At 65.5% G+C, this 20,889-nt stretch carries 24 protein-coding genes; 12 read left to right on the top strand and 12 right to left on the bottom strand.

All coding sequences use genetic code 11. From position 1 onward, the window contains the following. Window positions 1–83: 83 nt before the first annotated feature. On the top strand, window positions 84–725 hold the full coding sequence (locus tag CAG11_RS12580; protein ID WP_085596583.1) for a LysE family translocator: 642 nt from the start codon (window positions 84–86) through the stop codon (window positions 723–725). Window positions 726–753: 28 nt separating this feature from the next. Here CAG11_RS12580 and CAG11_RS12585 read toward each other — a convergent pair whose 3' ends face one another. The 3 genes from CAG11_RS12585 to CAG11_RS12595 form a co-directional block, all read right to left on the bottom strand. Continuing rightward, entirely contained in the window at window positions 754–936 is a 183-nt protein-coding gene (locus CAG11_RS12585; protein WP_022643765.1) for a DUF1289 domain-containing protein, read from the bottom strand. Window position 937: 1 nt separating this feature from the next. Beyond that, window positions 938–1,309, bottom strand: a complete 372-nt coding sequence (locus CAG11_RS12590) for a hypothetical protein (RefSeq protein ID WP_022643764.1) — start codon at window positions 1,307–1,309, stop codon at window positions 938–940. A gap of 78 nt (window positions 1,310–1,387) precedes the next feature. Then, entirely contained in the window at window positions 1,388–2,959 is a 1,572-nt protein-coding gene (locus tag CAG11_RS12595; RefSeq protein ID WP_085596584.1) for a murein L,D-transpeptidase, read from the bottom strand. A 150-nt stretch (window positions 2,960–3,109) separates the two neighbouring features. Here CAG11_RS12595 and CAG11_RS12600 point away from each other — a divergent pair, with 150 nt between their 5' ends. From CAG11_RS12600 to CAG11_RS12620, 5 genes are all read left to right on the top strand, one after another. Beyond that, the gene (locus tag CAG11_RS12600; protein WP_022643762.1) at window positions 3,110–3,835 is read left to right on the top strand and encodes a murein L,D-transpeptidase catalytic domain family protein; all 726 of its coding nucleotides are present in this window, start codon (window positions 3,110–3,112) and stop codon (window positions 3,833–3,835) included. A 70-nt stretch (window positions 3,836–3,905) separates the two neighbouring features. Beyond that, window positions 3,906–4,211 carry a hypothetical protein gene (locus CAG11_RS12605; protein ID WP_085596585.1) on the top strand — a complete coding sequence of 102 codons (306 nt, stop codon included), beginning with the start codon at window positions 3,906–3,908 and terminating at the stop codon, window positions 4,209–4,211. Between the two features lie 55 nt (window positions 4,212–4,266). Next, the gene (locus CAG11_RS12610; protein ID WP_085596586.1) at window positions 4,267–4,788 is read left to right on the top strand and encodes an alpha-ketoglutarate-dependent dioxygenase AlkB; all 522 of its coding nucleotides are present in this window, start codon (window positions 4,267–4,269) and stop codon (window positions 4,786–4,788) included. Between the two features lie 87 nt (window positions 4,789–4,875). Continuing rightward, a complete protein-coding gene (locus CAG11_RS12615; RefSeq protein ID WP_022643758.1) occupies window positions 4,876–5,757 on the top strand; it encodes an alpha/beta fold hydrolase in 882 nt (293 codons plus the stop codon). 244 nt (window positions 5,758–6,001) lie between these two features. Continuing rightward, the gene (locus CAG11_RS12620; RefSeq protein WP_085596587.1) at window positions 6,002–7,630 is read left to right on the top strand and encodes a methyl-accepting chemotaxis protein; all 1,629 of its coding nucleotides are present in this window, start codon (window positions 6,002–6,004) and stop codon (window positions 7,628–7,630) included. Window positions 7,631–7,674: 44 nt separating this feature from the next. Here the strand turns inward: CAG11_RS12620 and CAG11_RS12625 are convergent, their stop codons facing one another. Next, the gene (locus tag CAG11_RS12625; RefSeq protein ID WP_085596588.1) at window positions 7,675–9,009 is read right to left on the bottom strand and encodes a PLP-dependent aminotransferase family protein; all 1,335 of its coding nucleotides are present in this window, start codon (window positions 9,007–9,009) and stop codon (window positions 7,675–7,677) included. A gap of 116 nt (window positions 9,010–9,125) precedes the next feature. Here CAG11_RS12625 and CAG11_RS12630 point away from each other — a divergent pair, with 116 nt between their 5' ends. After that, the gene (locus CAG11_RS12630) at window positions 9,126–10,022 is read left to right on the top strand and encodes a DMT family transporter (protein WP_085596589.1); all 897 of its coding nucleotides are present in this window, start codon (window positions 9,126–9,128) and stop codon (window positions 10,020–10,022) included. Between the two features lie 15 nt (window positions 10,023–10,037). Here CAG11_RS12630 and CAG11_RS12635 read toward each other — a convergent pair whose 3' ends face one another. From CAG11_RS12635 to gcvA, 5 genes are all read right to left on the bottom strand, one after another. Then, window positions 10,038–10,760: a type II CAAX prenyl endopeptidase Rce1 family protein gene (locus CAG11_RS12635; protein ID WP_085596590.1), complete on the bottom strand. Its 723-nt coding sequence runs from the start codon at window positions 10,758–10,760 to the stop codon at window positions 10,038–10,040. A gap of 540 nt (window positions 10,761–11,300) precedes the next feature. Beyond that, window positions 11,301–13,589 (bottom strand): 5-methyltetrahydropteroyltriglutamate--homocysteine S-methyltransferase, encoded by a 2,289-nt coding sequence (gene metE / locus CAG11_RS12640; RefSeq protein WP_085596591.1) that lies wholly within the window; start codon window positions 13,587–13,589, stop codon window positions 11,301–11,303. Between the two features lie 130 nt (window positions 13,590–13,719). Beyond that, the gene (locus CAG11_RS12645; RefSeq protein WP_085596592.1) at window positions 13,720–14,049 is read right to left on the bottom strand and encodes a hypothetical protein; all 330 of its coding nucleotides are present in this window, start codon (window positions 14,047–14,049) and stop codon (window positions 13,720–13,722) included. 75 nt (window positions 14,050–14,124) lie between these two features. Then, the gene (locus CAG11_RS12650) at window positions 14,125–14,658 is read right to left on the bottom strand and encodes a GNAT family N-acetyltransferase (protein ID WP_085596593.1); all 534 of its coding nucleotides are present in this window, start codon (window positions 14,656–14,658) and stop codon (window positions 14,125–14,127) included. 49 nt (window positions 14,659–14,707) lie between these two features. Further along, a complete protein-coding gene (gene gcvA / locus CAG11_RS12655) occupies window positions 14,708–15,616 on the bottom strand; it encodes a transcriptional regulator GcvA (protein ID WP_085596594.1) in 909 nt (302 codons plus the stop codon). 155 nt (window positions 15,617–15,771) lie between these two features. Between gcvA and CAG11_RS12660 the strand changes: the two genes are divergently transcribed. Continuing rightward, complete coding sequence (locus CAG11_RS12660) at window positions 15,772–16,731, top strand: DMT family transporter (protein WP_085596595.1); 960 nt, start codon at window positions 15,772–15,774, stop codon at window positions 16,729–16,731. A gap of 218 nt (window positions 16,732–16,949) precedes the next feature. Continuing rightward, a complete protein-coding gene (gene yfcF / locus CAG11_RS12665; protein WP_085596596.1) occupies window positions 16,950–17,582 on the top strand; it encodes a glutathione transferase in 633 nt (210 codons plus the stop codon). A 20-nt stretch (window positions 17,583–17,602) separates the two neighbouring features. On the opposite strand, the gene CAG11_RS12670 is transcribed toward yfcF, so the two are convergent. Further along, entirely contained in the window at window positions 17,603–18,136 is a 534-nt protein-coding gene (locus CAG11_RS12670) for a DUF1993 family protein (protein WP_085596597.1), read from the bottom strand. Window positions 18,137–18,309: 173 nt separating this feature from the next. On the opposite strand from CAG11_RS12670, the gene CAG11_RS12675 reads away from it, so the two are divergent. Continuing rightward, complete coding sequence (locus CAG11_RS12675) at window positions 18,310–18,744, top strand: hypothetical protein (RefSeq protein ID WP_085596598.1); 435 nt, start codon at window positions 18,310–18,312, stop codon at window positions 18,742–18,744. 17 nt (window positions 18,745–18,761) lie between these two features. On the opposite strand, the gene CAG11_RS12680 is transcribed toward CAG11_RS12675, so the two are convergent. Continuing rightward, complete coding sequence (locus tag CAG11_RS12680; RefSeq protein WP_085596599.1) at window positions 18,762–19,223, bottom strand: isoprenylcysteine carboxylmethyltransferase family protein; 462 nt, start codon at window positions 19,221–19,223, stop codon at window positions 18,762–18,764. Window positions 19,224–19,498: 275 nt separating this feature from the next. Here CAG11_RS12680 and CAG11_RS12685 point away from each other — a divergent pair, with 275 nt between their 5' ends. Then, window positions 19,499–19,900, top strand: a complete 402-nt coding sequence (locus tag CAG11_RS12685; RefSeq protein ID WP_085596667.1) for a GFA family protein — start codon at window positions 19,499–19,501, stop codon at window positions 19,898–19,900. After that, entirely contained in the window at window positions 19,897–20,238 is a 342-nt protein-coding gene (locus tag CAG11_RS12690; protein WP_085596600.1) for a hypothetical protein, read from the top strand. Before CAG11_RS12685 ends, CAG11_RS12690 begins: the two co-directional genes overlap by 4 nt. A 9-nt stretch (window positions 20,239–20,247) precedes the next feature. Here CAG11_RS12690 and CAG11_RS12695 read toward each other — a convergent pair whose 3' ends face one another. Further along, window positions 20,248–20,868, bottom strand: a complete 621-nt coding sequence (locus CAG11_RS12695; protein WP_085596601.1) for a cell wall hydrolase — start codon at window positions 20,866–20,868, stop codon at window positions 20,248–20,250. Window positions 20,869–20,889 lie beyond the last annotated feature (21 nt).

Raw genomic sequence — 20,889 nt, forward strand, 5'->3', positions numbered from 1 at the left:
GGCCCTTGCGACGCGTGTCGCAGAGGAGTTGCCGGTGGTTTTTCCTGTAGAATCCAGCCCTCTTTCCCCGACGAGTCCAAGCCATGGATGCCCACTCGATCCTCACCTACACCCTGGTCGCCGCCATTGCCATCGCCAGTCCCGGCCCGGCCACCCTGGTAGCGCTGCACAACAGCGTGACCTACGGCGCCAAGTCCACCCTGTGGTCATCCCTGGGCAATATCAGTGGCCTGTTCTGCATGTCCGCGGCGGCCATGCTGGGCCTGGGGGCGCTGATCGCCAGTTCCGAATGGGTATTCAACGCCGTGAAGATCCTCGGCGCCGGTTACCTGTTCTACCTGGGTGCCAAGCAGTTGTTGAGCAAGAGCCCGTTGCTCAGCGCCAGCAGCCCGGATGACCAGGGCGTCAGCGCCCCGCCGCGGTTCAAACTGTTCAAGTCGGCGTTCCTGACCGCCGCCACCAACCCCAAGGCGACCATTTTCTTCACCGCGCTGTTCCCGCAATTCATCGACCAGCATGCCGCCCTGCTGCCGCAATTCCTCATCCTGACCCTGATCTTCATGGCGCTGTCGCTGACCTCGCTGAGCATCTACGCCCTGCTGGCCTCCCGGGCCAAAGGCGTGCTGACCCGCCCGGCGCTGTCCAAATGGGTCAACCGGGTCGTGGGCTCCACGTTCATCTTCTTCGGCAGCACCATCCTGGCCATGCGCCGGCAAGGGGTGTAGCCAACGCGCGGACGACAGGCCAGCCCCTTCAACCCTGCTTTTTGCGCAGGGCCTTGAGGCGGGCGCTGGCCCGTTGCACGGCGGCCATCTTCTCTGGGCGCTTCATGCGTTTCCACTTGCGGATATCGTCCTTGGTGCGCCCGCAGCTCACGCACAAGTCGCCGCTGAGCTGGCACAGGGCAATACAGGGGTTGTCGATTTCCTTGGCCATCTCAGCCCCGCCCCGGTCGCAGGCGCGCCAGGCGCCGGGTCCAATCACCACCACTGATCCGCTGGCACTGTTCTTCGCTGTCGAAGAACACATGGCCTGCCACCGGCTCCAGGGTGACGCCGGCATCCGCCAGCGCCTGGGCCGTGAGCTCGATCATCCACGGCCCCTCCCCTGCCGCCAGGGCTCGCTCCTTGTCGGCCTGGGCAGCGAACACCCAAACCACCACCAGGCTGGCGGGAAACACCGCGTAGTCCACTTCGTGGGTCAACCAGGAAAAACCTTCGAGGCGGATCTTGGCCGCTTCGCAGGCTTCGGTGAGGGTAGTGGCCAGCAAGCGCTCCATGGCGGCTTGCTGGCGTTTGGTCAGTGGCATGGCGCAGTCTTGGATCCGTGGCGAAAAAGGCCGCACACAATACCGCAAGTCACCAGGCCAGGACGCGGTTTGCGCAAGTCAGATCTTGCTGCCCAAGGCGGTGGACAGCTGCGGATCATGTCCGTAGATGTCCGGTGCGTACAGCAACTGCCCATGGCTGTCGGCCTGCACCGTCCAGTAGGTGAGCAGGATCGGTACCGGCTTGGCCAGGCGGAACTCATGGGTCAAGCCGGTGGCCAGCAAATCGTTGGTGCGCAAGCGCTCCGCCGGGCTGAGCAGCCAGTCGCGCAGCTGCAACGCCTGCTCCACCCGCACGCAGCCCGAGCTGAAGGCCCGCGGCCCCTTGCTGAACAACGCCTGGCTCGGCGTGTCGTGCAGGTATACCGAGAACGGGTTGGGAAAACGGATGGCGATGCGCCCCAGGGGATTACGCGGCCCGGCGCCCTGGCGCAGGAGGATGTTGCCCGGACGATCCCAGTCGATGTCCTCGGCGGCCAGGGGTTGGCCGTTGGCGTCCAGTACCTGCAGGTTCTGGCGATTGAGGAAACCCTGGTCACGGCGGATCTGCGGCAGCTTGTCTTCCTTGAGAATGGTCGGCGGCACGGTCCAGGTCGGGTTCAGGGTCAGGCGCGTGACCTGGGACTTGAGCAACGGAGTCTGGCGCTCGGCGCGACCGACCTGGGTGCGGGTCTGCCAGACCAGCGCATCGTGCTGGTAGAAACTCAACTGCGCCGCAGCGACGTTGACCAACACGATGTTCGGCTCGAAGTCCCGGGCCAGCCAACGCAGGCGTTCGAGGTTGATGCGCAACTGCTCGCGACGCAGGGCCGGGCTGACATTCATCTCCTTCAGGGTGCCAGCCCCCACCACGCCGTCGGACTGCAACGAGTGGCTGAGCTGGAAACTCTTCACCGCGCTCACCAGATCGTCGCTGTAGATGTTATCGGCATTGACCTTGGGGCTGGCCAGGAAACCGCCGTGGTACAGGCGCAGGGCCAGGTCCGGAACGCGCTTGTCCTCCATGTGCGGGCGCAACAGCGGGCCGCCGGCCACGTCCTGCCAATGGGGCAAGGGCTGTTGCCGCTCATGGGCATAGGCCCGGCGCAGGTTGCGGTACTGCTCGAGGTTGGGCCGTGCCCGCTCGAATACCGCACCGAGGTCATCCAGCCCCGGTCCGGCAATGGCCAGCAACACGCCCTGGCGATCGTCCGGCAACGGCTGGGCCCGCCACAATGGTTCGAAGCGGGTCTGCGACAGGCGCCCGTAATGCAGGTCCTGCAGGGCTTGCAGGTACTGGTGGCTGATATCGATGTCGCGGCACAGGCCATCGCCCCCCGCGCTCGCCGGCGGCAGGCGATAGTGCCCAGGGTCCAGGCCGTCATCGACCAAGCCCGCCAGTTGCGCCTGCAGTTGTTCCAGGCGGGCCCCGGTCGACCACACCGGTTGCTCGCCTTGCTCGCGATAGAACGCCTGCAACAGTTGTTGCGTCGGCAGGTCCAGGCGCGGGGCCAGTGCCGGGCAGGCCAGCACAGGCTGGGCCAGCGCCCCCGGCAGGGGGCTCGCCGGCACCTGGGGCAAGTCCTCGGCCAGCGCGACCAATGGCGCAGCGAGCAGCCACAAGCTCAAGTAACATGCGTGTTTTTTGAACAACTGCTTTACTCCAATCCATTGCCCTCAGGCTGAGGGCCAAGCGTTACGGCAGATGCAGAGAACAATCAGGCCTGGGAATTAAACATATAGACCAGACTGCCGGGGAGACAGGACGTCAGGAGCCAAAGTGACCATGGGGATGTTTTAGACATGTTGACCTTCTTGTGCCGATTCTGCCTGGCGGCCCTTGCCCTGGGCGCCATTTGCAGTCCTTCCTTCGCTTCCAGCAAACCTCGCCCCACCACCAGCCCGACGCTGTACGCCAGCCTCGCCCACGCCGCCCCGGACCTCAACCCCCAGGCCCTTAAAAGCGCCCTGAGCGCCATGCAGTGCGCGGTCAGCAGCGGCGCCCGGCAAGCCCGGCACCTGGCGGTGATCGACTACTCCCAGCCCTCCACCGCCCGGCGCCTGTGGATCTTCGACCTGCGCAGCAAGAAGCTGGTGCTGCGCGACCTGGTGGCCCACGGGCAAAAATCCGGGGAAAACTTCGCCACGCAATTCTCCAACCGCCTGGGCAGCTACCAGTCCAGCCTCGGCCTGTTCCGCACCCAGGAAAGCTACGAAGGCAGCCATGGCTACTCGCTGCGCATGGATGGCCTGGAACCGGGCTTCAACGACCGAGCCCGTGACCGCGACATCGTGATCCATGCCGCCGACTACGTGAATCCCTTGTGGAGCCAGCGCCAGGGCCGCATCGGCCGCAGCCAGGGCTGCCCGGCCGTGCGTCCGCAGGTGGCGCGCCAGGTCATAGACAAGCTCAAGGACGGCCAGTTCATGTTCTCCTGGTATCCCGACCAGCGCTGGCTCAAATCCTCGGCCTACCTCAACTGCCAGCCGCGCCAGGTGGCGAGTATCCTCGGCGCCAACGGCGGCTGAACCCGCCGGCACTTGCACGAAGCAACGAGGGCGAGCTACCGTCGCGGTCCGTCCTCTGTCGCTCGCCCCCATGCCTAGATTCCTGCTCCACGGCCCCGGCCCTCGCCCGGCCTTCTACCTGCTCGCCGAACACCTGTGGGGCACCGGGTGCAATGTCGATTCCGATGGCAACAGCCGCAGCGCGGCCGATGACCAGTGGACGGAACTGACCCTGATCCTGCGGGCCGACAGCACGCAGCGCCTGGACATCGACCCGCTATCCGCGACGCCCCTGGTCCTGGCCATCAGCGCCTCCCGGATCGAGCTGGGACGACAGGCCGGGGAGTTTCTCCAGGCCCGTTGCGGCGGCATCCTGGAGCTCCAGGCAGTGCACTGAAGCTCGCAGCGACCCACTCCCGTCATTTTCTTTCTCCAGCCAAGGCAGGCCCAGCATGACCCCACCCGATATCGACTTCGTCGTCAGTTTCATTCCCGATCCCCTCGCGCTGTTCGAGCAGCTCAAGGCCTCGGTGTCCTGGGACGAGCGCATGCGCGCGCGCAAGACTGCCAGCTTCGGCCTGCCCTACGACTATTCGCAGATCAGCTACCCGGCGGTACCCATGCCCGAGATGCTGGAGCGGCTGTGCCCGGCCATCGAGCAATTGCTGGGGTTTCGTCCCAATAATTGCCTGCTCAACTTCTACCCCGACGGCCAATCCTCCATGGGCTTTCATTCCGATGCCAACGAACAACTGGTGCCAGGCACCGGCGTGGTGGTGATTTCCCTGGGGCATGCGCGCAGCATGCTGTTCAAGCACAAGCAAAGTGGCCAGATCCACGAGTACAACCTGGGCGCCGGTTCGCTGCTGCATATGTCCGACGCCTTGCAGACCCAGTGGCTGCATGCGATTCCCAAGGCGCCGGGCGCCGGCGAGCGCATCAGCCTGTCGTTCCGCCAGCTCCAGGAGCGCTAGTGCTGGAGGCGGTCCGGATCGACCCTTGACTCCAATTGCAGCCCGTCGACAATGCCCGACTGTGCCCACCGCCCCTGTCGAGGCTCCATGCAGTTGATTCCCTGGTCCCACCCGTGCCGCGAAGGCTTCACCCTGCGCGGCCTGCGTTCCGTGCCCTCGGGCAAGCCGTTGCTGCACTTTCTCCATGGCAATGGCTTCTGCGCCATGGCCTACCAACCGATGCTGGCGCTGCTGGCCGAGTCTTTCGACCTGTGGCTCAGCGACGTCCAGGGCCACGGCGATAGTGACCATGGTGGCCCTTTCCTGGGCTGGAACCGCACCGCGCAACTGGCCGCCGAAGCCTTCGAGGCCGGACTGGGGGACTACGGCGCAGTGCCGCGCTATGCCCTGGGCCACAGCTTCGGCGCGGTACTGACCTGCCTGGTGCTGGCCGAGCGCCCGCAACTGTTCGCCAAGGCCGTGCTGCTCGATCCGGTGCTGTTCACCCCCTCGATGATCAGCTCGCTGCGGGTGCTGTCGGTGCTGGGCCTGAACCGCCGCCACAGCCTGGCGCGCAAGGCCGCCGTCCGTCGACGCCACTGGCCCGACCGCGCCGCGGCCCGGGCTGCCTTGGCCAACCGCGGGGTGTTCAAGGGCTGGAGCACCGAGGCCCTGGCCGCCTATATCGAGCACGGCCTGAAGGATGACGGCCAGGGCGTGGCGCTCAAGTGCGCGCCCGAGCGTGAAGTGGATATCTTCAGCTCCGTTCCCCGACGCTTGTGGCAGGCCCTGGGCCAGATCCGCACCCCGACCCTGGCAATCCGCGGGCGCGACAGCTACCCCTATGTCGCCCGCTCGATCGAGCGCTGGGCCACCATCAACCGGCACCTGCATACCCAGGTGCTCGACGGCCACCACTGCTTCATGCAGGAACACCCGGCCGCCAGTGCCGAGGCGGTCGCGGGCTTCTTCCTGGAACAGACCGGCTGAATCCCTTCAGCAAACCGCCCGAAAGACATGTCATTGTGCTATCATTAGGCGGTTTTCCGGCTCGGGGACGTGCCCCCGCCTACACTGGATAACGCTCGCCAAAGGCGCCGCCAGATGCGCCTGGTGCCAGCCTTGTGTGCAAAAACGCCGACGGCGCCATGGAGCCTGCTCCATAGCGCGCCGCACCGATGCAACCGCGCGCTGCCCGCCGGTTGCGCTTTTTGCTGCCACAAGGAACACCGTCATGCTCTTGAGAACGATGAACATATCCCGCCGCGCAGGGCTCAGCTTCGCCCTGATCGCCTTGCTCGCACTGGGCCTGGGGGGCTTCTCGTTGCTGGAAATGCAGCGCATGAACCAGCAATCCCTTGAGGTCGACCAGAACTGGCAACCCTCCATCGTCGCCGCCAATGCCGTAGCCCTGACCAGCACCCAGATCCGCACCATCACCCTGCGCATGCTGGTGGTCCGTGAGGCCAGCGCCGTCCAGGCGCTGCTGGCCCGGGTCGAGCAGCTCGAACAGCAACTGGACCGCCAGCAGGCCACCTACGAACAATTGATCAGCGAACCCGAGGAACGGGCCGCCTACGAGCGTTACCTCAACGCCAGGGCGGCTTATGCGAAGGACCAGCACCAGGTGCTGGAAGAGGTTCGCCAGGGCCACAAGGAAGCAGCGGTGAACATCGTCGACGGCGGATCGTTCCTGGTCAACGCCGACGCCATGCTCAAGGAGCTGTTGAGCATCATCGACATCAACACCCGGGGCGGGGTCGCCGCCGCCGAGAAAAGCAGCCAGGTGTTCCAGAGCGCCATCACCATGGTGGTGATGATCCTGCTGGTGGTCGTGGCCCTGACCATCGCCCTGGCCCTGTTGCTCACCCGCAGCATCGTGCGTCCCCTGGGCCAGGCCCTGGGCGTGGCCGAGACCATCGCCAGCGGTGACCTGGGCCAGAGCATCGCCATCAGCGGCAAGGACGAACCGGCGCGCCTGCTGCAAGCCCTGCAGACCATGCAGGCCAGCCTGCGCAACACTCTGCAGCGCATCGCCGACTCCTCGAACCAGCTGGCCTCGGCCGCCGAGGAGCTGCATGCGGTGACCGATCACTCCAGCCAGACCCTGCACCAGCAAAGCGACGAAGTGGAACAGGCGGCTACCGCGGTCAACGAGATGACCGCCGCCGTGGAAGAGGTAGCGCGTAACGCCGTGAGCACCTCCGAGGCGTCCAAGGAAACCGACCGCACCGCCCACCATGGCCGCGAGCAGGTGCAGCACACCGTCGACTCCATCGGCCAGCTGGCCCAGGACGTGACCCAGACCTGCGAGCGGGTCGAACACCTGGCGGTGGATGTGCGCAACATCGGCCAGGTGCTGGAGGTGATCCGCTCCATCGCCGAGCAAACCAACCTGCTGGCCCTCAATGCCGCCATCGAAGCGGCGCGGGCCGGGGACGCCGGGCGTGGTTTCGCGGTGGTCGCCGACGAGGTGCGGGCGCTGGCCCATCGTACCCAGCAGTCGACCCAGGAAATCGAAAGCATGATCAACACCATCGAAGAAGGCACCGAGGGTGCGGTCAGCGCCATGCGCACCAGCAATGAACGGGCGCACCTGACCCTGGAGGCGGCGCAAGCCTCGGGGCTGGCCCTGGACCAGATCACCCAGGCCATCACCTCGATCAACGAGCGCAACCTGGTGATCGCCAGCGCCAGCGAAGAACAGGCCCAGGTGGCCCGCGAGGTGGATCGCAACCTGGTCAACATTCGCGACCTGTCGACCCAGACCTCGGCCGGCGCCAACCAGAGCAACGCCGCCAGCCAGGAACTGTCGCGCCTGGCGGTGGACCTCAACGGCCTGGTGAACCAGTTCAAGCTCTGAGGGACAGCCGCGAGTCGCGAGCGGCAAGCCTGTAGCCTGCCGCTTCAGAACGCATAGCCGGCGATCACCCTACGCACCTTGAGCAACGCCTCGCGCAGCTCCGCCAGGCTCACCGAGCCCAGGGCCAGGCGAATGGCGTGGGGCACCGGACCGGCGCAAACGAAAGGCTCGGCCGTAGACACCGAGACCTTCTCGCGCAGCAGCGCCATGGCCACCTGGTCGGCCCGCACCTCCTCGGGCAATGCCAGCCAGAGGAAGTAGGAGCCGGGGTGGCCGAGGATCTCCAGCCCCGTCAACAACTCCCGCGCCAGGGCCTGGCGCTGGCGTGCATCGGCGCGTTTCTCCTGCTCCAGGCGGGCCACGGTGCCGTCCTCGATCCAGGCACAGGCCATGGCGCTCATCACCCCGGGATTGCTCCAGGTGGTGGCGCGGATCGCCCGCTCCAGGGCCTGGGTCCAGGCCGCAGGCGCCACCAGGTAACCCACTCGCAAACCAGCCGCGACATTCTTCGAGAACCCCGACACATACAGGGTGAGGTCCGGGGCCAGGGCGGCCAGGGGCGGTGGCGGGTCCTCGGCGAGAAACCCATAGGCTCCATCCTCGATGATCAGCAGCCGCCGCTCCCGGGCGATCGCCACCAGGCGCTGGCGCCAGGCCAGGTCCAGGACCCAGCCCATGGGATTGTGCAAGGTCGGCATGGCATACACCGCCCGCACCCGCCGCTGCCGGCACAGGCGCTCGAAGGCCGCAAGATCCGGCCCCTGCGGCGTCAGTGAAATGGCCAGCAACTCCAGGCCATGGGCGTCCGCCACCACCTTGAAACCCGGGTAGGTCAGGGCATCGGTAGCCACCACATCGCCGGGCTTGAGCAATGCCATGGCGGCAATCGACAATCCATGCTGGGCACCGCTGACCATCAGCACTTGCTCGCCCTCCACCACCAGCCCATGGCTGGCCAAGTAGCGCGCCACCAGGGCTCGCTCATGGGGCCGCCCGGCATGGGGCTGGTAGCGCAGCAAGGCCTCCAGGTCGCCACTGGAGGCCAACTGGCGCAAGGCGCCGCGCAGCAGTTCGGCCTGGCCAGGCAAGGATGGGTAGTTGAAGTTCAGGTCCAGGGTGCCGGCTGCGGTGGCCTGCTGGTCCACACCCTGCCCTGGCGGCAAGGCAGTCTCGCGGACAAAGGTGCCACGCCCGGTTTCACCGCTGACCAGCCCCATGGCCTCCAGTTCGGCATACACCCTGGATGCGGTGACCAGGGCCAGGCCTTCCCTTGCCGCCAGCTCGCGGTGGGTCGGCAGGCGGCTGCCGGGTGCCAGCACGCCACTGCGGATATCACCGGCGAAGGCGTCGACCAATTGCTTGTAGCGGGCACGGGCCATAGGCGCTGTATCCATGACAATTTTTTGATTGTGCTGATTCTCAATCCTAGGATGGATCCGACGCAAGGCTTGGCGCAATGCCGGCCTGAATTTGCCACTTCAAGCGAGACCCCTCAATGGAACGGACATCGAACCTGCAATCCCCCGTGCTGGAGAAAACCTCCAGCGGTTGGCTCAACGGCTTCCTCGGCGTGCTGATCTTCAGCGGCTCGCTGCCGGCGACCCGGGTCGCGGTCGCCGAGTTCGATCCGTTGTTCCTCACCGTCGCCCGCGCCACCATCGCCGGGATACTGGCCCTGGCGATCCTGTTGCTGTTCAAGGAGCGGCGCCCGAGCAAGCCGCAACTGCTGCCCTTGGCGGTAGTCGCCCTGGGCGTGGTCCTGGGCTTCCCGCTGCTGACCGCCCTGGCCCTGCAGTACGTGACCTCGGCCCACTCCATCGTGTTCCTCGGCCTGCTGCCGCTGGCCACCGCGGTGTTCGGGGTGATCCGTGGCGGCGAGCGGCCACGCCCGGTGTTCTGGCTGTTCTCGATCCTGGGCAGCTTGCTGGTGATGGGTTATGCCTTCGCCCAGGGCCTGACGGCTTCGCCCCAGGGCGACTTGCTGATGCTGCTGTCGGTGCTGGTCTGCGGCCTGGGCTACGCAGAGGGTGCCAAGCTGTCGCGGACCCTGGGCGGCTGGCAGGTGATTTCCTGGGCGCTGGTGTTGTCGCTGCCGCTGATGATCGCCCTGACCCTGTTCACCCTGCCGTCCACCTTCAGCGGCATCAGCCTGCCGGCCTGGACCAGCCTGGCCTATGTCTCGCTGTTCAGCATGCTGATCGGCTTTGTGTTCTGGTATCGCGGGCTGGCCCAGGGCGGAATCGCCGCCGTCGGCCAATTGCAGCTGCTGCAGCCCTTCTTCGGCCTCGGCCTGGCCGCCGGCCTGCTGCATGAACAGGTCAGCCTGGGCATGCTCGGGGTGACGATTGCAGTGATCCTCTGCGTCGTCGGCGCGCGCAAGTTCTCCAAATAGGCAACCTGGCGCCGCTCACATCGGCACGGCGATCAACCAGATCACCGTGGCGTGGGCGGCGATCGCCGCCAGCACCCCATGCCGCATGCGCAAGCCGGCGCAGATCAAGCCTTCCAGCAGGGTGAACAGCAACACCGGCCAACCAGCGCTGGTAACGCTGAAAGCCAGGAAGGCATGGCAGGCAGCGAATGCCAGGGCGCTGAGCAAGGCTGCTCGCCAAGGTGCACAACTTTGCTCCAGATATCCCTGCAACAGGCCACGGAACAGCACTTCCTCCAGGGCATTGCCGCCCAGGGCCAACAGGGCCATGCCCAGCAACCAGGAGCCGGTAGCCTGGTCCAGGTCGATCCCGGCATGGAGGCGCAACGGCAAGCCCAGCGCCATACCGCCGAGCAGCCCCAGGGCGAGGCCCGACAGCCACCCGCGACGCTCCCAGACCACCAGTTTCCAGAGTTGTGCAGCAACGCTCGCCAGACAGGCGAGCGTTGCCAACGACAGCAGGCCCAGGCCCGCCAACACCATCGGGTTGGCGATGAAGCCGATCTGTGTGCCAGCGCCCAGGGACCACAACTGCAACGGCGTCATCACATCCCGCAACAGCACGAACCCCAGCAGCAGGATGGCGATGCGCAGCCCCACCAGATGCCTGGGAGTCAGGCCGAACCACAGCGCATACAGCACCAGGCCCGGAAACAGGTACAGCAGGTAACTGCCGAGCAACGCCAGGGCGGCGCTCATCGCCCGGCTCCGGCAAGCGACCGTAGCTGGCAGGAGCAGGAAAGGATGGGGTTCATGTCGGCAATCCATTGCAATGAGGGTGCGCCAGGGTGGCGCAACTCGGTGCTATGGCGCAACGCCCACTGCCAAGGTGGATGAACCATCTTCAACGCAAGCAATGGAGCAATCAGAAGCTGCAACGGCAGCACGCCTTGAAGCGAGCCACCGCAGCCTGGGGCGACCCGGCTTCAGGTCGGGGAGATAGTGGCAAGTGCACCGATAGTGATGGTCAAGACCAGAAACCCAAACAAGAACAACGCCATCTTGGTCATCGGACCTCCTGAATATTAGGGTGCAGCGGGCCCGCTCTCCAGCCAGGGGCCGGGCGGGTGCGCCATTTTCCAAGCTCGGCTGTGCTGATAACAGATGCAGATAAACCAGAAAAATACGTATCAGATGCCCGGTTACGCCAAGCGTCGTTACCCGGCCTTGCTGTTCAGTGGGCACAAAAAAGCCGGAACCCCATTGGGAGTCCCGGCTAAAAGGCCACGCAAACGACTGTCAGGCCAGTTCCCTGCGCAACTGGCGGGCAGCGGCGACCATGTGGACCAGGGCCGCTTCGGTTTCTGCCCAGCCACGGGTTTTCAGGCCACAGTCCGGGTTGACCCACAAGCGCTCGGCGGGAATACGCTTGGCCGCCTTGCGCAGCAGGTTGGCCATTTCCGAGGCGTCCGGCACCCGCGGCGAATGGATGTCGTAGACCCCCGGGCCAATCTCGTTCGGATAGGCGAAGGTCTCGAAGGCCTCCAGCAGCTCCATGTCCGAGCGCGAGGTCTCGATGGTGATCACGTCGGCGTCCATGGCCGCGATGGAGTCGATCACATCGTTGAACTCGCTGTAGCACATGTGGGTGTGGATCTGGGTTTCGTCGCGCACCCCGGAGGCGCACAGGCGGAACACCTCGGTGGCCCAATCCAGGTAGTGTTGCCATTGCGCCCGGCGCAGCGGCAGGCCTTCACGGAACGCCGCTTCGTCGATCTGCACGATGCGGATACCAGCGGCTTCCAGGTCCAGCACTTCGTCGCGAATGGCCAGGGCCAGCTGCCGCGCCTGGACCTCGCGGGACACGTCCTCCCGGGGGAACGACCACATCAGCATGGTCACCGGCCCGGTGAGCATGCCCTTCATCACCTTGTCGGTCAGGCCCTGGGCGTAGCGGATCCACTCCACGGTCATGGCCCGTGGGCGGCTCAGGTCGCCGAAGATCACCGCCGGCTTGACGCAGCGCGAACCGTAGCTCTGCACCCAGCCGAAACGGGTGAACAGGTAGCCGTCCAGTTGCTCGGCGAAGTACTCCACCATGTCGTTGCGCTCGGCCTCGCCGTGCACCAGTACGTCCAGGCCCAGGCGCTCCTGCACCTGTACCGCATGGCGAATCTCGCTCTGCATCGCCTCGGTGTATTCGGCGGCGCTCAGCTTGCCCTGCTTGAACGACTGGCGCGCCAGGCGGATGGAGGTCGTCTGCGGGAACGAACCGATGGTGGTGGTGGGGAACAACGGCAGATCCAGGCCGGCGCGCTGCTTGGCGATCCGTTGGGCGAATGGCGACTGGCGCTGGCTATCCCGGGCGCCGATCGCCGCCACCCGCGCTTGCACTGCGGGCTTGTGGATGCGCGGCGAGGCGGCCCGGCCGAGCTGGAGCGCCCGGCTCTGCTCCAGGGCCTTGAGCACTTGCGGTGCCTCTGGATGGTCGACCGCCTGGGCCAGCAGCGCCACTTCCTCGCACTTCTGCACGGCGAAGGCCAGCCAGCCCTTGAGCTCGGCATCGAGCTGGTCTTCCCGGGCCAGGTCCACCGGGCTGTGCAACAGGGAGCAGGAAGGCGCCACCCACAGCCGCTCGCCGACCCGCTCATGGGCATGGCGCAGGGTCGCCAGGGCCTTTTCCAGGTCGCAGCGCCAGACGTTGCGACCGTTGACCACCCCCAGCGACAGCACCTTGTAGGCCGGCAGGCGGTCGAGAATGCTCGGGAATTGGTCAGGGCCGCGCACCAGGTCGACGTGCAGGCCGTCCACCGGCAGGTTGGCGGCCAGGCCGAGGTTCTCCTCCAGCCCGCCGAAATAGGTGGCAAGCAGCTTCTTCAGCGGATCGCGCTGGATCAGGTTGTAGGCACGCTCGAAGGCGTTCTTCCAGTCCTGGGGCAGGTCCAGCACCAGGATCGGTTCATCGATCTGCACCCACTCCACGCCTTGCGCCGCCAGGCGCTGGAAGATCTGCCCGTACAACGGCAGCAAGCGCTCCAGTAGCTCCAGCTTGTCGAAGTCGGCGCCCTTGGCCTTGCCCAGCCACAGGTAGGTCAGCGGGCCAAGCACCACCGGCTTGACCTGGTGACCCAGGGTCCGGGCTTCCTCGACCTCCTCGAACAGTTGTTCCCAGCCCAGCTGGAACTGCTGCTCGGCGCTGAATTCCGGGACCAGGTAGTGGTAGTTGGTGTCGAACCACTTGGTCATCTCCTGGGCATGGGCACCGCCGCAGCAGTTGTCGCTGACACCGCGAGCCATGCCGAACAGGGTCTGCAGGGTAGCCGGGCCGTTCTGCGGACGGAAACGCTCGGGGATCACGCCGAACATCAGGGAGTGGGTCAGGACCTGGTCGTACCAGGCGAAGTCGCCCACTGGCAGCAACTCGATACCGGCGTCCTTCTGCAGTGCCCAGTGCGCCTGGCGCAGCTCGCGACCAACGGCGCGCAAGCCGGCTTCATCGAGTTCGCCCTTCCAGAACGCTTCCTGGGCCTTTTTCAGTTCGCGGTCGCGGCCAATGCGCGGGAATCCGAGGGAATGAGCCAAAGCCATGACAGACAACTCCATTGTGGGAATGGCAGCCATTGTCATTAGCGCGGCATGAGTGAGACAAACTCATTTTAATCCTGATGACCACAAGTTTTATTCATGATCATCTTTTCACCGCATTTCACTCTCGGGCTCAGCGCCGGGCCAGCTTGTAGCGCACGCAATCGTCGTAAAAGCTTTTACGCAACGCCTCGGGCCTGATCCGCGACGGGCTGTCGTAGGTCTGCTCGGTGATGCCCAGGGCCATCATGCGCATCCAGCCCTTGCTGAACTTGTAGACCTGGATCTTCTGTCGCGCCGCATACAGCGATACCCCGGACAACTTCAGCTCCTGGGCCCTGGCAGCCGTGCCTGCGCCCCAGCTGCAGACATACCGGTCATTGGCCGCCAGCTCCCGGGCCTGGGCCGTCGCAGCCGAGCCCAGCAGGGCCAACGAAGTCATGGCAATCAACACCTGGCGCATATAAAGGTCACCTAACCACCTGAAAATAAAGTGATTTTGGCGAATCTTCGGGAACTGCGGGGCCAGTATGCCGCCTCAACCGTCAAGGCAAAGTGCCTGCCAATGCTGGCCACCCATGCGATACAACCGCACCGGACGCTGATGGAACTCCATCTGCTGGTACTCACTGAAACCAGCCTTTTCGGCGACTCGCAAGGACGCACCATGGTCCGGTTCGATAATCACCACCACGCAGTCCAGGCCCGGTGGGGCGAAGGTCAATGCCAGGACGCCACGCACCGCTTCGGTGGCCAGGCCGCGGTTCCAGAAACGCCGGGCCAGGCGATAGCCCAGGTTGGCTTCCTGGACCCCACCCACCTGTTCGGGACTGACTCCGCAGAACCCCGCCAATTCGCCGGCGCCCCTCTCCACCAGGGCCCAGGGCCCGATGCCCTGTTCGGCGTAGCAAACCAGGCACTCGTCGATGAACCGGCTGGTGGCCTGTTCATCGCACACGCCACGCAAGGAATGTTTCATCACCCAAGGGTCGCTGAGGATTGCCGTCAGTGCCGGCAAGTCCTCGCGGGACAGCGGGCGCCCGATAAGGCGCGGGGTTTCGAATAGCGGCACAGCTGACCTTGTACAACAGTTGAACGACGTTCATTGCCAAGCGAATCGCTCAGGACGGCGAAACAGCGCCGGTAACGGCGCTCCCCGCCTCCATCAGCATCCACTCGCGCAATGCCGCCACCGCCGGGCGTTCGAGGGCAGTGGCCGGATACACCAGGTAGTAGGCCAGATCGCTGGCGATGCCCTGTGCCATGGGCGCCAGCAGCGTCCCTTCGGCCAGCTCCCGCGCCACCAGCGAGCGGCGCACCAGGGCCACGCCGAGGCCAGCCTTCGCCGCCTCGATGGCCCCGTTGCTATCGACGAATACCCGCCCCTGATGCTCATCGAGCGACGCGCCTCCTGCCGCCTCGAGCCACAGGCGCCAATCATGGCGATGTTCGTCATGCAGCAGGCACAGGTGCGCCAGCTCGGCCAGTGTCAGGATGGCCTCCGGACCCAGCAACTGCGGGCTGCACACCGGCACCAGCTGATCGTCGAGCAGGCGCTCGCTGACCAGGCCGTCGTAGCGGCCAAAGCCATGGCGAACCGCAAGATCGATGCCATCGCGAGCCAGGTCGAGCACCCGGTTGCAGGCGCTGATGCGTACATCCACCCCAGGTTTTTTTGCCTCGAATTGCCCCAGGCGCGGCACCAGCCATTGCACGGCGAAACTCGGCGTGCAACTGAGCACCAGCACCTCCAGGCGCGTGCGCCCCACCAGTTCGGCAGTGGCTTCGCGGATCATGCGAAACGCCGTCCGCAAGGTGGCGAAGTACTCTTCGCCGGAAGCGGTCAGGAGCAACCGCCGGGGCCGACGCACGAACAGCGTCACGCCCAGGGCCGCTTCCAGTTCCTTGATCTGCAGGCTCACCGCACCGGGAGTGACGTGCAGCTCGCCAGCCGCCAAGGTCACACTCAGGTGGCGCGCCGTGGCTTCGAATGCACGTAACGCGACGAGGGACGGCAACTCCATGCTCATGATTTAGCCTTCCTTAATCATCCAGCGAAAAATGCTGGTTTGTCAGCGACTGGAAAATCCCAGGATAATTGGCTCCAGCACGATTTCAAGTGCAAACACTGGACGAAAAATCCGAGCAAGACTCAATCATCGATCGGCAAACGGGAGCTACAGGCATGACCAAGCAGAATGTCATGGGCGCCTCGCAATGGGGCCAGTTGCTGGTGTTGTCCATCCTGTGGGGCGGTTCGTTCTTTTTCATCGGTATCGCCGTCAAGGAGCTGCCGCCCTTGACCATCGTCCTGCTGCGCCTGTGCCTGGCGGCCCTTGCCCTGCTGGCAGTGCTGCGGATCACGGGCCTGAAACTGCCCACCGACCGCCAGGCGTGGCAAGCGTTCCTCGGCATGGGATTGCTCAACAACCTGGTGCCCTTCAGCCTGATCGTCTGGGGCCAGACCCACATCGCCAGCAGCCTGGCGGCGATCCTCAATGCCACCACGCCCCTGTTCGCGGTTCTGGTGGCCCACCTGCTGACCGCCGACGAAAAACTCACCGGCAACAAGCTGGCCGGTGTCACGGTGGGGTTCATTGGCGTGGCGATCATGATCGGTACCGATGCCCTGGCCGGCCTCGGTGAGCAGTCGGGCGCCCAGCTGGCCGTGCTGGGGGCAGCGTTGTCCTATGCCCTGGCCGGGATCTTCGGCCGGCGCTTCAAGGCCATGGGTATTGCCCCGCTGCCCAGCGCCGCCGGCCAGGTCTGCGCCTCCAGCCTGTTGCTGATGCCCCTGGCACTGCTGGTGGACCGCCCTTGGACCCTGGCCCTGCCGAGCCTGCCGGTATGGGCCGCCTTGCTGGGCATCGCCCTGTTGTCCACGGCCCTGGCCTATGTGCTGTTCTTCCGCATTCTGGCCAGCGCCGGCGCCACCAACCTGATGCTGGTGACGTTCCTGATCCCGGTCAGTGCCATCGTGCTGGGCGCCCTGGTCCTGGGCGAACACCTGCACGCCAAGCACCTGCTGGGCATGGCCCTGATCACCCTGGGCCTGGTGGCCATCGACGGTCGCTTGTTCAAGCGCCTGGCCCGGGCGAAGGACAAACCCGTGGATCGCGAGAGCTTTCTCGGCCGGGACATCTAGCCAGGCAAGCGCTGCCCAGCAGCCCGTGGAGCGCCCATCCCCTGCACGCGGCCGGCTGCGCACGGGGCATCCGGCAATGGGGCGTACCGCCAGGTCGCGTATCTGCATGCTGGCGCTCGGCGCAGTATTCCCACGAAGAATAGGCCCATGAAAATCGTGCATTGTATTTCTCGCCCGGGATCTCCTAGCGTGTCCGCTCCCCCATTGGAGATCATGCCGTGACCGCTTCCCGCCCGCGCCTGTACCTCGATGCCCAGTTCACCAGCCCCTATGCCATGTCCGTATTCGTGGCGCTACGGGAGAAAGGCATCGATTTCGAAATGCTCCCGCTGGACCTCGACGCCGAGCAGAATCGCAGCCAGGACTATGCCCGGCTGTCCCAGACCCAAAGGGTGCCGACCCTGATCCATGAAGGGTTCGCGCTGTCCGAATCCTCGGCCATCACCGAATACCTGGAAGAGCTGTTCCCCCAGGTCCCGGTCTACCCCAAGGCGCCGCGCCAACGGGCCAAGGCCCGCCAGGTACAGGCCTGGCTGCGCAGCGACCTGCTGCCGATCCGCCAGGAGCGCTCGACCCTGGTGGTGTTCTACGGCCAGCGCGGCGAGCCGTTGTCGGCCCAGGCCCAGGTGGCCGCGGCCAAGCTGATCGATGCGGCGCAAGCGCTGCTGGAGGACGGGCGCCAGTACCTGTTCGACACCTGGTCCATCGCCGATGTCGACCTGGCGCTGATGCTCAACCGCCTGGTGCTCAACGGCGACCCGGTACCGGCGAACCTGGTGGACTACGCCCAGCGCCAATGGCAGCGCCCGGCGGTGCAGGAATGGGTGCAGCTGCAGCGCCCGGCACTGTAGGCACTGGCCAAGGTCACGGCTCAGCCGGCAACCGGGGCCTGGCGCAGGTAGGCGAGCATGTGTTGCGCGTACTCGGCCTTGCCCAGCGGCACACCGTTGTGGCGCAGGATGTTGTAGGCGGTGACCAGGTGGAAATAGAACTGTGGCGTGGCCCAGTTACGCGCGTACTCCTCGCCAGTCATGTCGAAGGCGATGGCGTTGGGCAGTTCGATAGCCACGGCCCGCGCACCGCTGTCATCGATCAATCGGTCATCGGCATCGGCGAGAAACGCCACGGTCTGGCGGATCAGTGCCTTGGCCTCGGCCATGTTGGCCGGCGTCTGCAGTGTGCTGACCGATTGGCCGCTCAGGCGCTCCACCGCTTCCCGGGCCTGGGTACAGGTAAAACGCACCTGCGCCGCCAGATCGTACATATCCGGGGCCAGGCGCGCATCCAGCAGGTTCTGCGGGTCGAAACCCAGCCCCCGGGCATGCTCCTCGCCCTTGGCCAGCAGGGTCTCCAGGGTATGCAGCATCTGGGCGAAACAGGTGACGGTCACAGCATGGATCGACATAGGCTTCCTCTCAGGCTCGGGGTGCGCCTGGGCGCACGATGATCACAAGGCTTGCAGCCTAGCAGGTGACCAGGCCGGGCTCGACGGTGCCGACCGGTGACAAAGGTACCCGTGCGCCGATCGTGCTGTTATGGTGCGCCCCTTGAGAAATACACCGCCAGCCAATGAGGAAAATGACCTTGAGCAGTGAAGCAACAATGACCGGGGACCTGTTCGAAGTCGACAAGCGCCTGGCCCTCAAGCCCATCGTCGAGTTCAACGCCTACCTGCGCGCCGCCTTCGCCGACGGTCCCTGTGCCTGCGGCCGCTGCGTGGCCAGCCAGGGCGACGAGAGTGGCTACGAATACCGCCACAGCTTCGAGTTTTCCGGCCAGGTGGCCAGCCGCCGCTTTGCCTCCACCGCCGGTAGCGATGTGCTGCAGGCCTTGAAGAAGGCCTGGCTGTCCTACACCAAGGCCGAGCTGCTGGTACCTGGCGAACTGGAACTGGCCACGGTCAAGGAGTTCGTCGAGCCGCAACTGCACCAGCGCCTGGTGCCGTTGTTCCTGGCCAGCGGCCTGGCCCGGGAAACCGATGGCCAGTTGCAACTGCAGGTCCAGGCCGCCTGAACCCTCCCTGCCCCCGTTCACAGCCAGCGGCGCACCTGCCGCTGGTAAGCCGTGAAACCGCTACCGAACAACCGCTCCAGGGCTCGCTCCTCGGGGCCGACCTGCCAGCGATTCATGTACAACACGAACCCCGGTACGCCCAATAGCGCCAGGGGGCTGGCCAGGTACAGGCCCCACGCCAGCAGGCACAGGGCGAAGCCCGCGTACATCGGGTTGCGGGTGTAGCGGTAGATGCCCGAGGTGACCAGCGCCGAGGCGTTCCCCGGCTTGAGCGGATTGACCGTGGTCCTGGCCCGGCGAAACGACACCACGCCAGCGAGCGCCACCCCTACGCCGGCGCACACCAGCGGCAAGGCCAATGCCAGGCGTAGACCGTGGCCCAGTTCCAACCCCGGCGTCCCCCAGGCCACAAGCCCCATGAGCAGCGCGCACAGCAGCGCGATCGCCGGTGGCGGAATGCGATGTTCCAGTCCCTGCATGTTTTGCCTCCCTCTTCCCATGGCCCTGTGGCCGATGCCTACAGGTTATCCGTCAGTGAGCCCGGTTAGAATGCCTGGACCTGCCTTGAAGCTGGAGCAACGCCCCCACGGCACACCGAGACCAGAATGGACCGAGGGGATTGAGGCAATGGAGTGCCTGGATCACTATGTCGCTCCCCACGACGCGGGGATTGCCAGGCAACGAGTTCCAGCAAGGCCTTGCCTGCGATGACAATACCGCCCCAAGGCCCTTCCCCTTCAAGCAAGAGGTGAACATGCAGAACCCCCATCGAGGCAGCTGCCTGTGTGGCGCCGTGAACTACCAGGTCCACGGTGAACTCAAGGCCGTCACCCACTGCCATTGCCGCAAGTGCCGCAAGGGCCATGGCGCCGCCTTCGCCACTTATGCCAGCACCCTGCGCGCCCAGCTCGCCATCGACGACCCAGGCGCTGCGCTCAAGGCCTACGAGTCCTCGCCTGGGGTGCTGCGCCAGTTCTGTGGACACTGCGGCTCCTCGCTGTTCTGGCACAACGCCGGGGGCCAGTTCGCCGATTGGCTGTCGATCGCCATCGCCACCCTGGACACCGCCTTCACCGCGCCACGGCAGAAGCACCACTGCGTGGCCACGAAAGCCGACTGGCACACCATCACCGATCAATTCCCCCAGCAGCCATGACCCGGGAATTCAGCTATGTCTGGCTGCTGCCGCTGCTGGAGCGTCCCTGGGCCAGGGTCATGGCCGACCTGCCCGGCGCAGTGGCCGAGCTGAAGATCGAGGCACCGCTGCCCGAGCCGCTATCGCTGCGCGAACTGCTGCTCACCGCGCTGGGCTCCGGCTCGCCCTACTGGCCACGGTGTGCGGCCCAGTGGCTGGAACAAGGGTTTCCCCTCGACCATGGGCTCTGTACAAGGCTGCTGGAACTGGTGCATGGGAAAGCCTTCGAGCAGTCCGTCGGCCAGCGCCTGGGGGCACTGGCCAAGCGCTGGCAGCGCCAGCATCTGCCAACGCCCTAACGCCGTGCGCTAGCGGGCGGCCACATCCTTGGGCCGGTAGAACAGGAAGCTGCCGATCTCGACGGTCTTGATGTAGGCCCGGGCCCAATCCGGCGAAGCACTGCGATCGTGAAAGTACAGCGCACCGCCGGTGCGGTCCTTGAGCTGCTGGTTCAAGGCCTTGCGGGCGATCTCCTTGGCAACGCTGTAGCGCTGTTCTTCTTCCACCTGGTCCGGACGGCCATCACACCACCAGGAGAACTGGCAAGGGCTCTTCTGCGAACCCTGCTTGACCACCTCGCACACCGTCCCGGGAAACCCCTCGTGGCCCAGGCGATTGAGTACCACATCGGCCACCGCCTCCATGTCCTCGGCCTCACCGCCCTTGGCCTCCCAATAGAGGGTCCGCGACAGGCAAGTCAGGGCATCGTCCACTGGTGCCTGGCCCGCCGGGTCGACGGCCTGGGCTTCGCTCTTGCTCAGGGGAGCGGCCTCGGGCGCGGTCTTCGGGCTTTGCTTGTCCGCGGCCTTCTGCTCCAGGGCCTGGGCCTTGTCCTCGGCAGCGGCCCGGACTGCCGGCGACTCGGCCGCCCAGGCTGAAACAGTCAAGGGCAGCAAGCAAAAACAGATGATCCTGGCAATCAGGTACATGATCGATTCGTCCTGGTGAAC

Origin of the sequence: Pseudomonas sp. B6(2017) (assembly GCF_002112765.1) — a bacterium.
GTDB lineage: Bacteria > Pseudomonadota > Gammaproteobacteria > Pseudomonadales > Pseudomonadaceae > Aquipseudomonas > Aquipseudomonas piscis.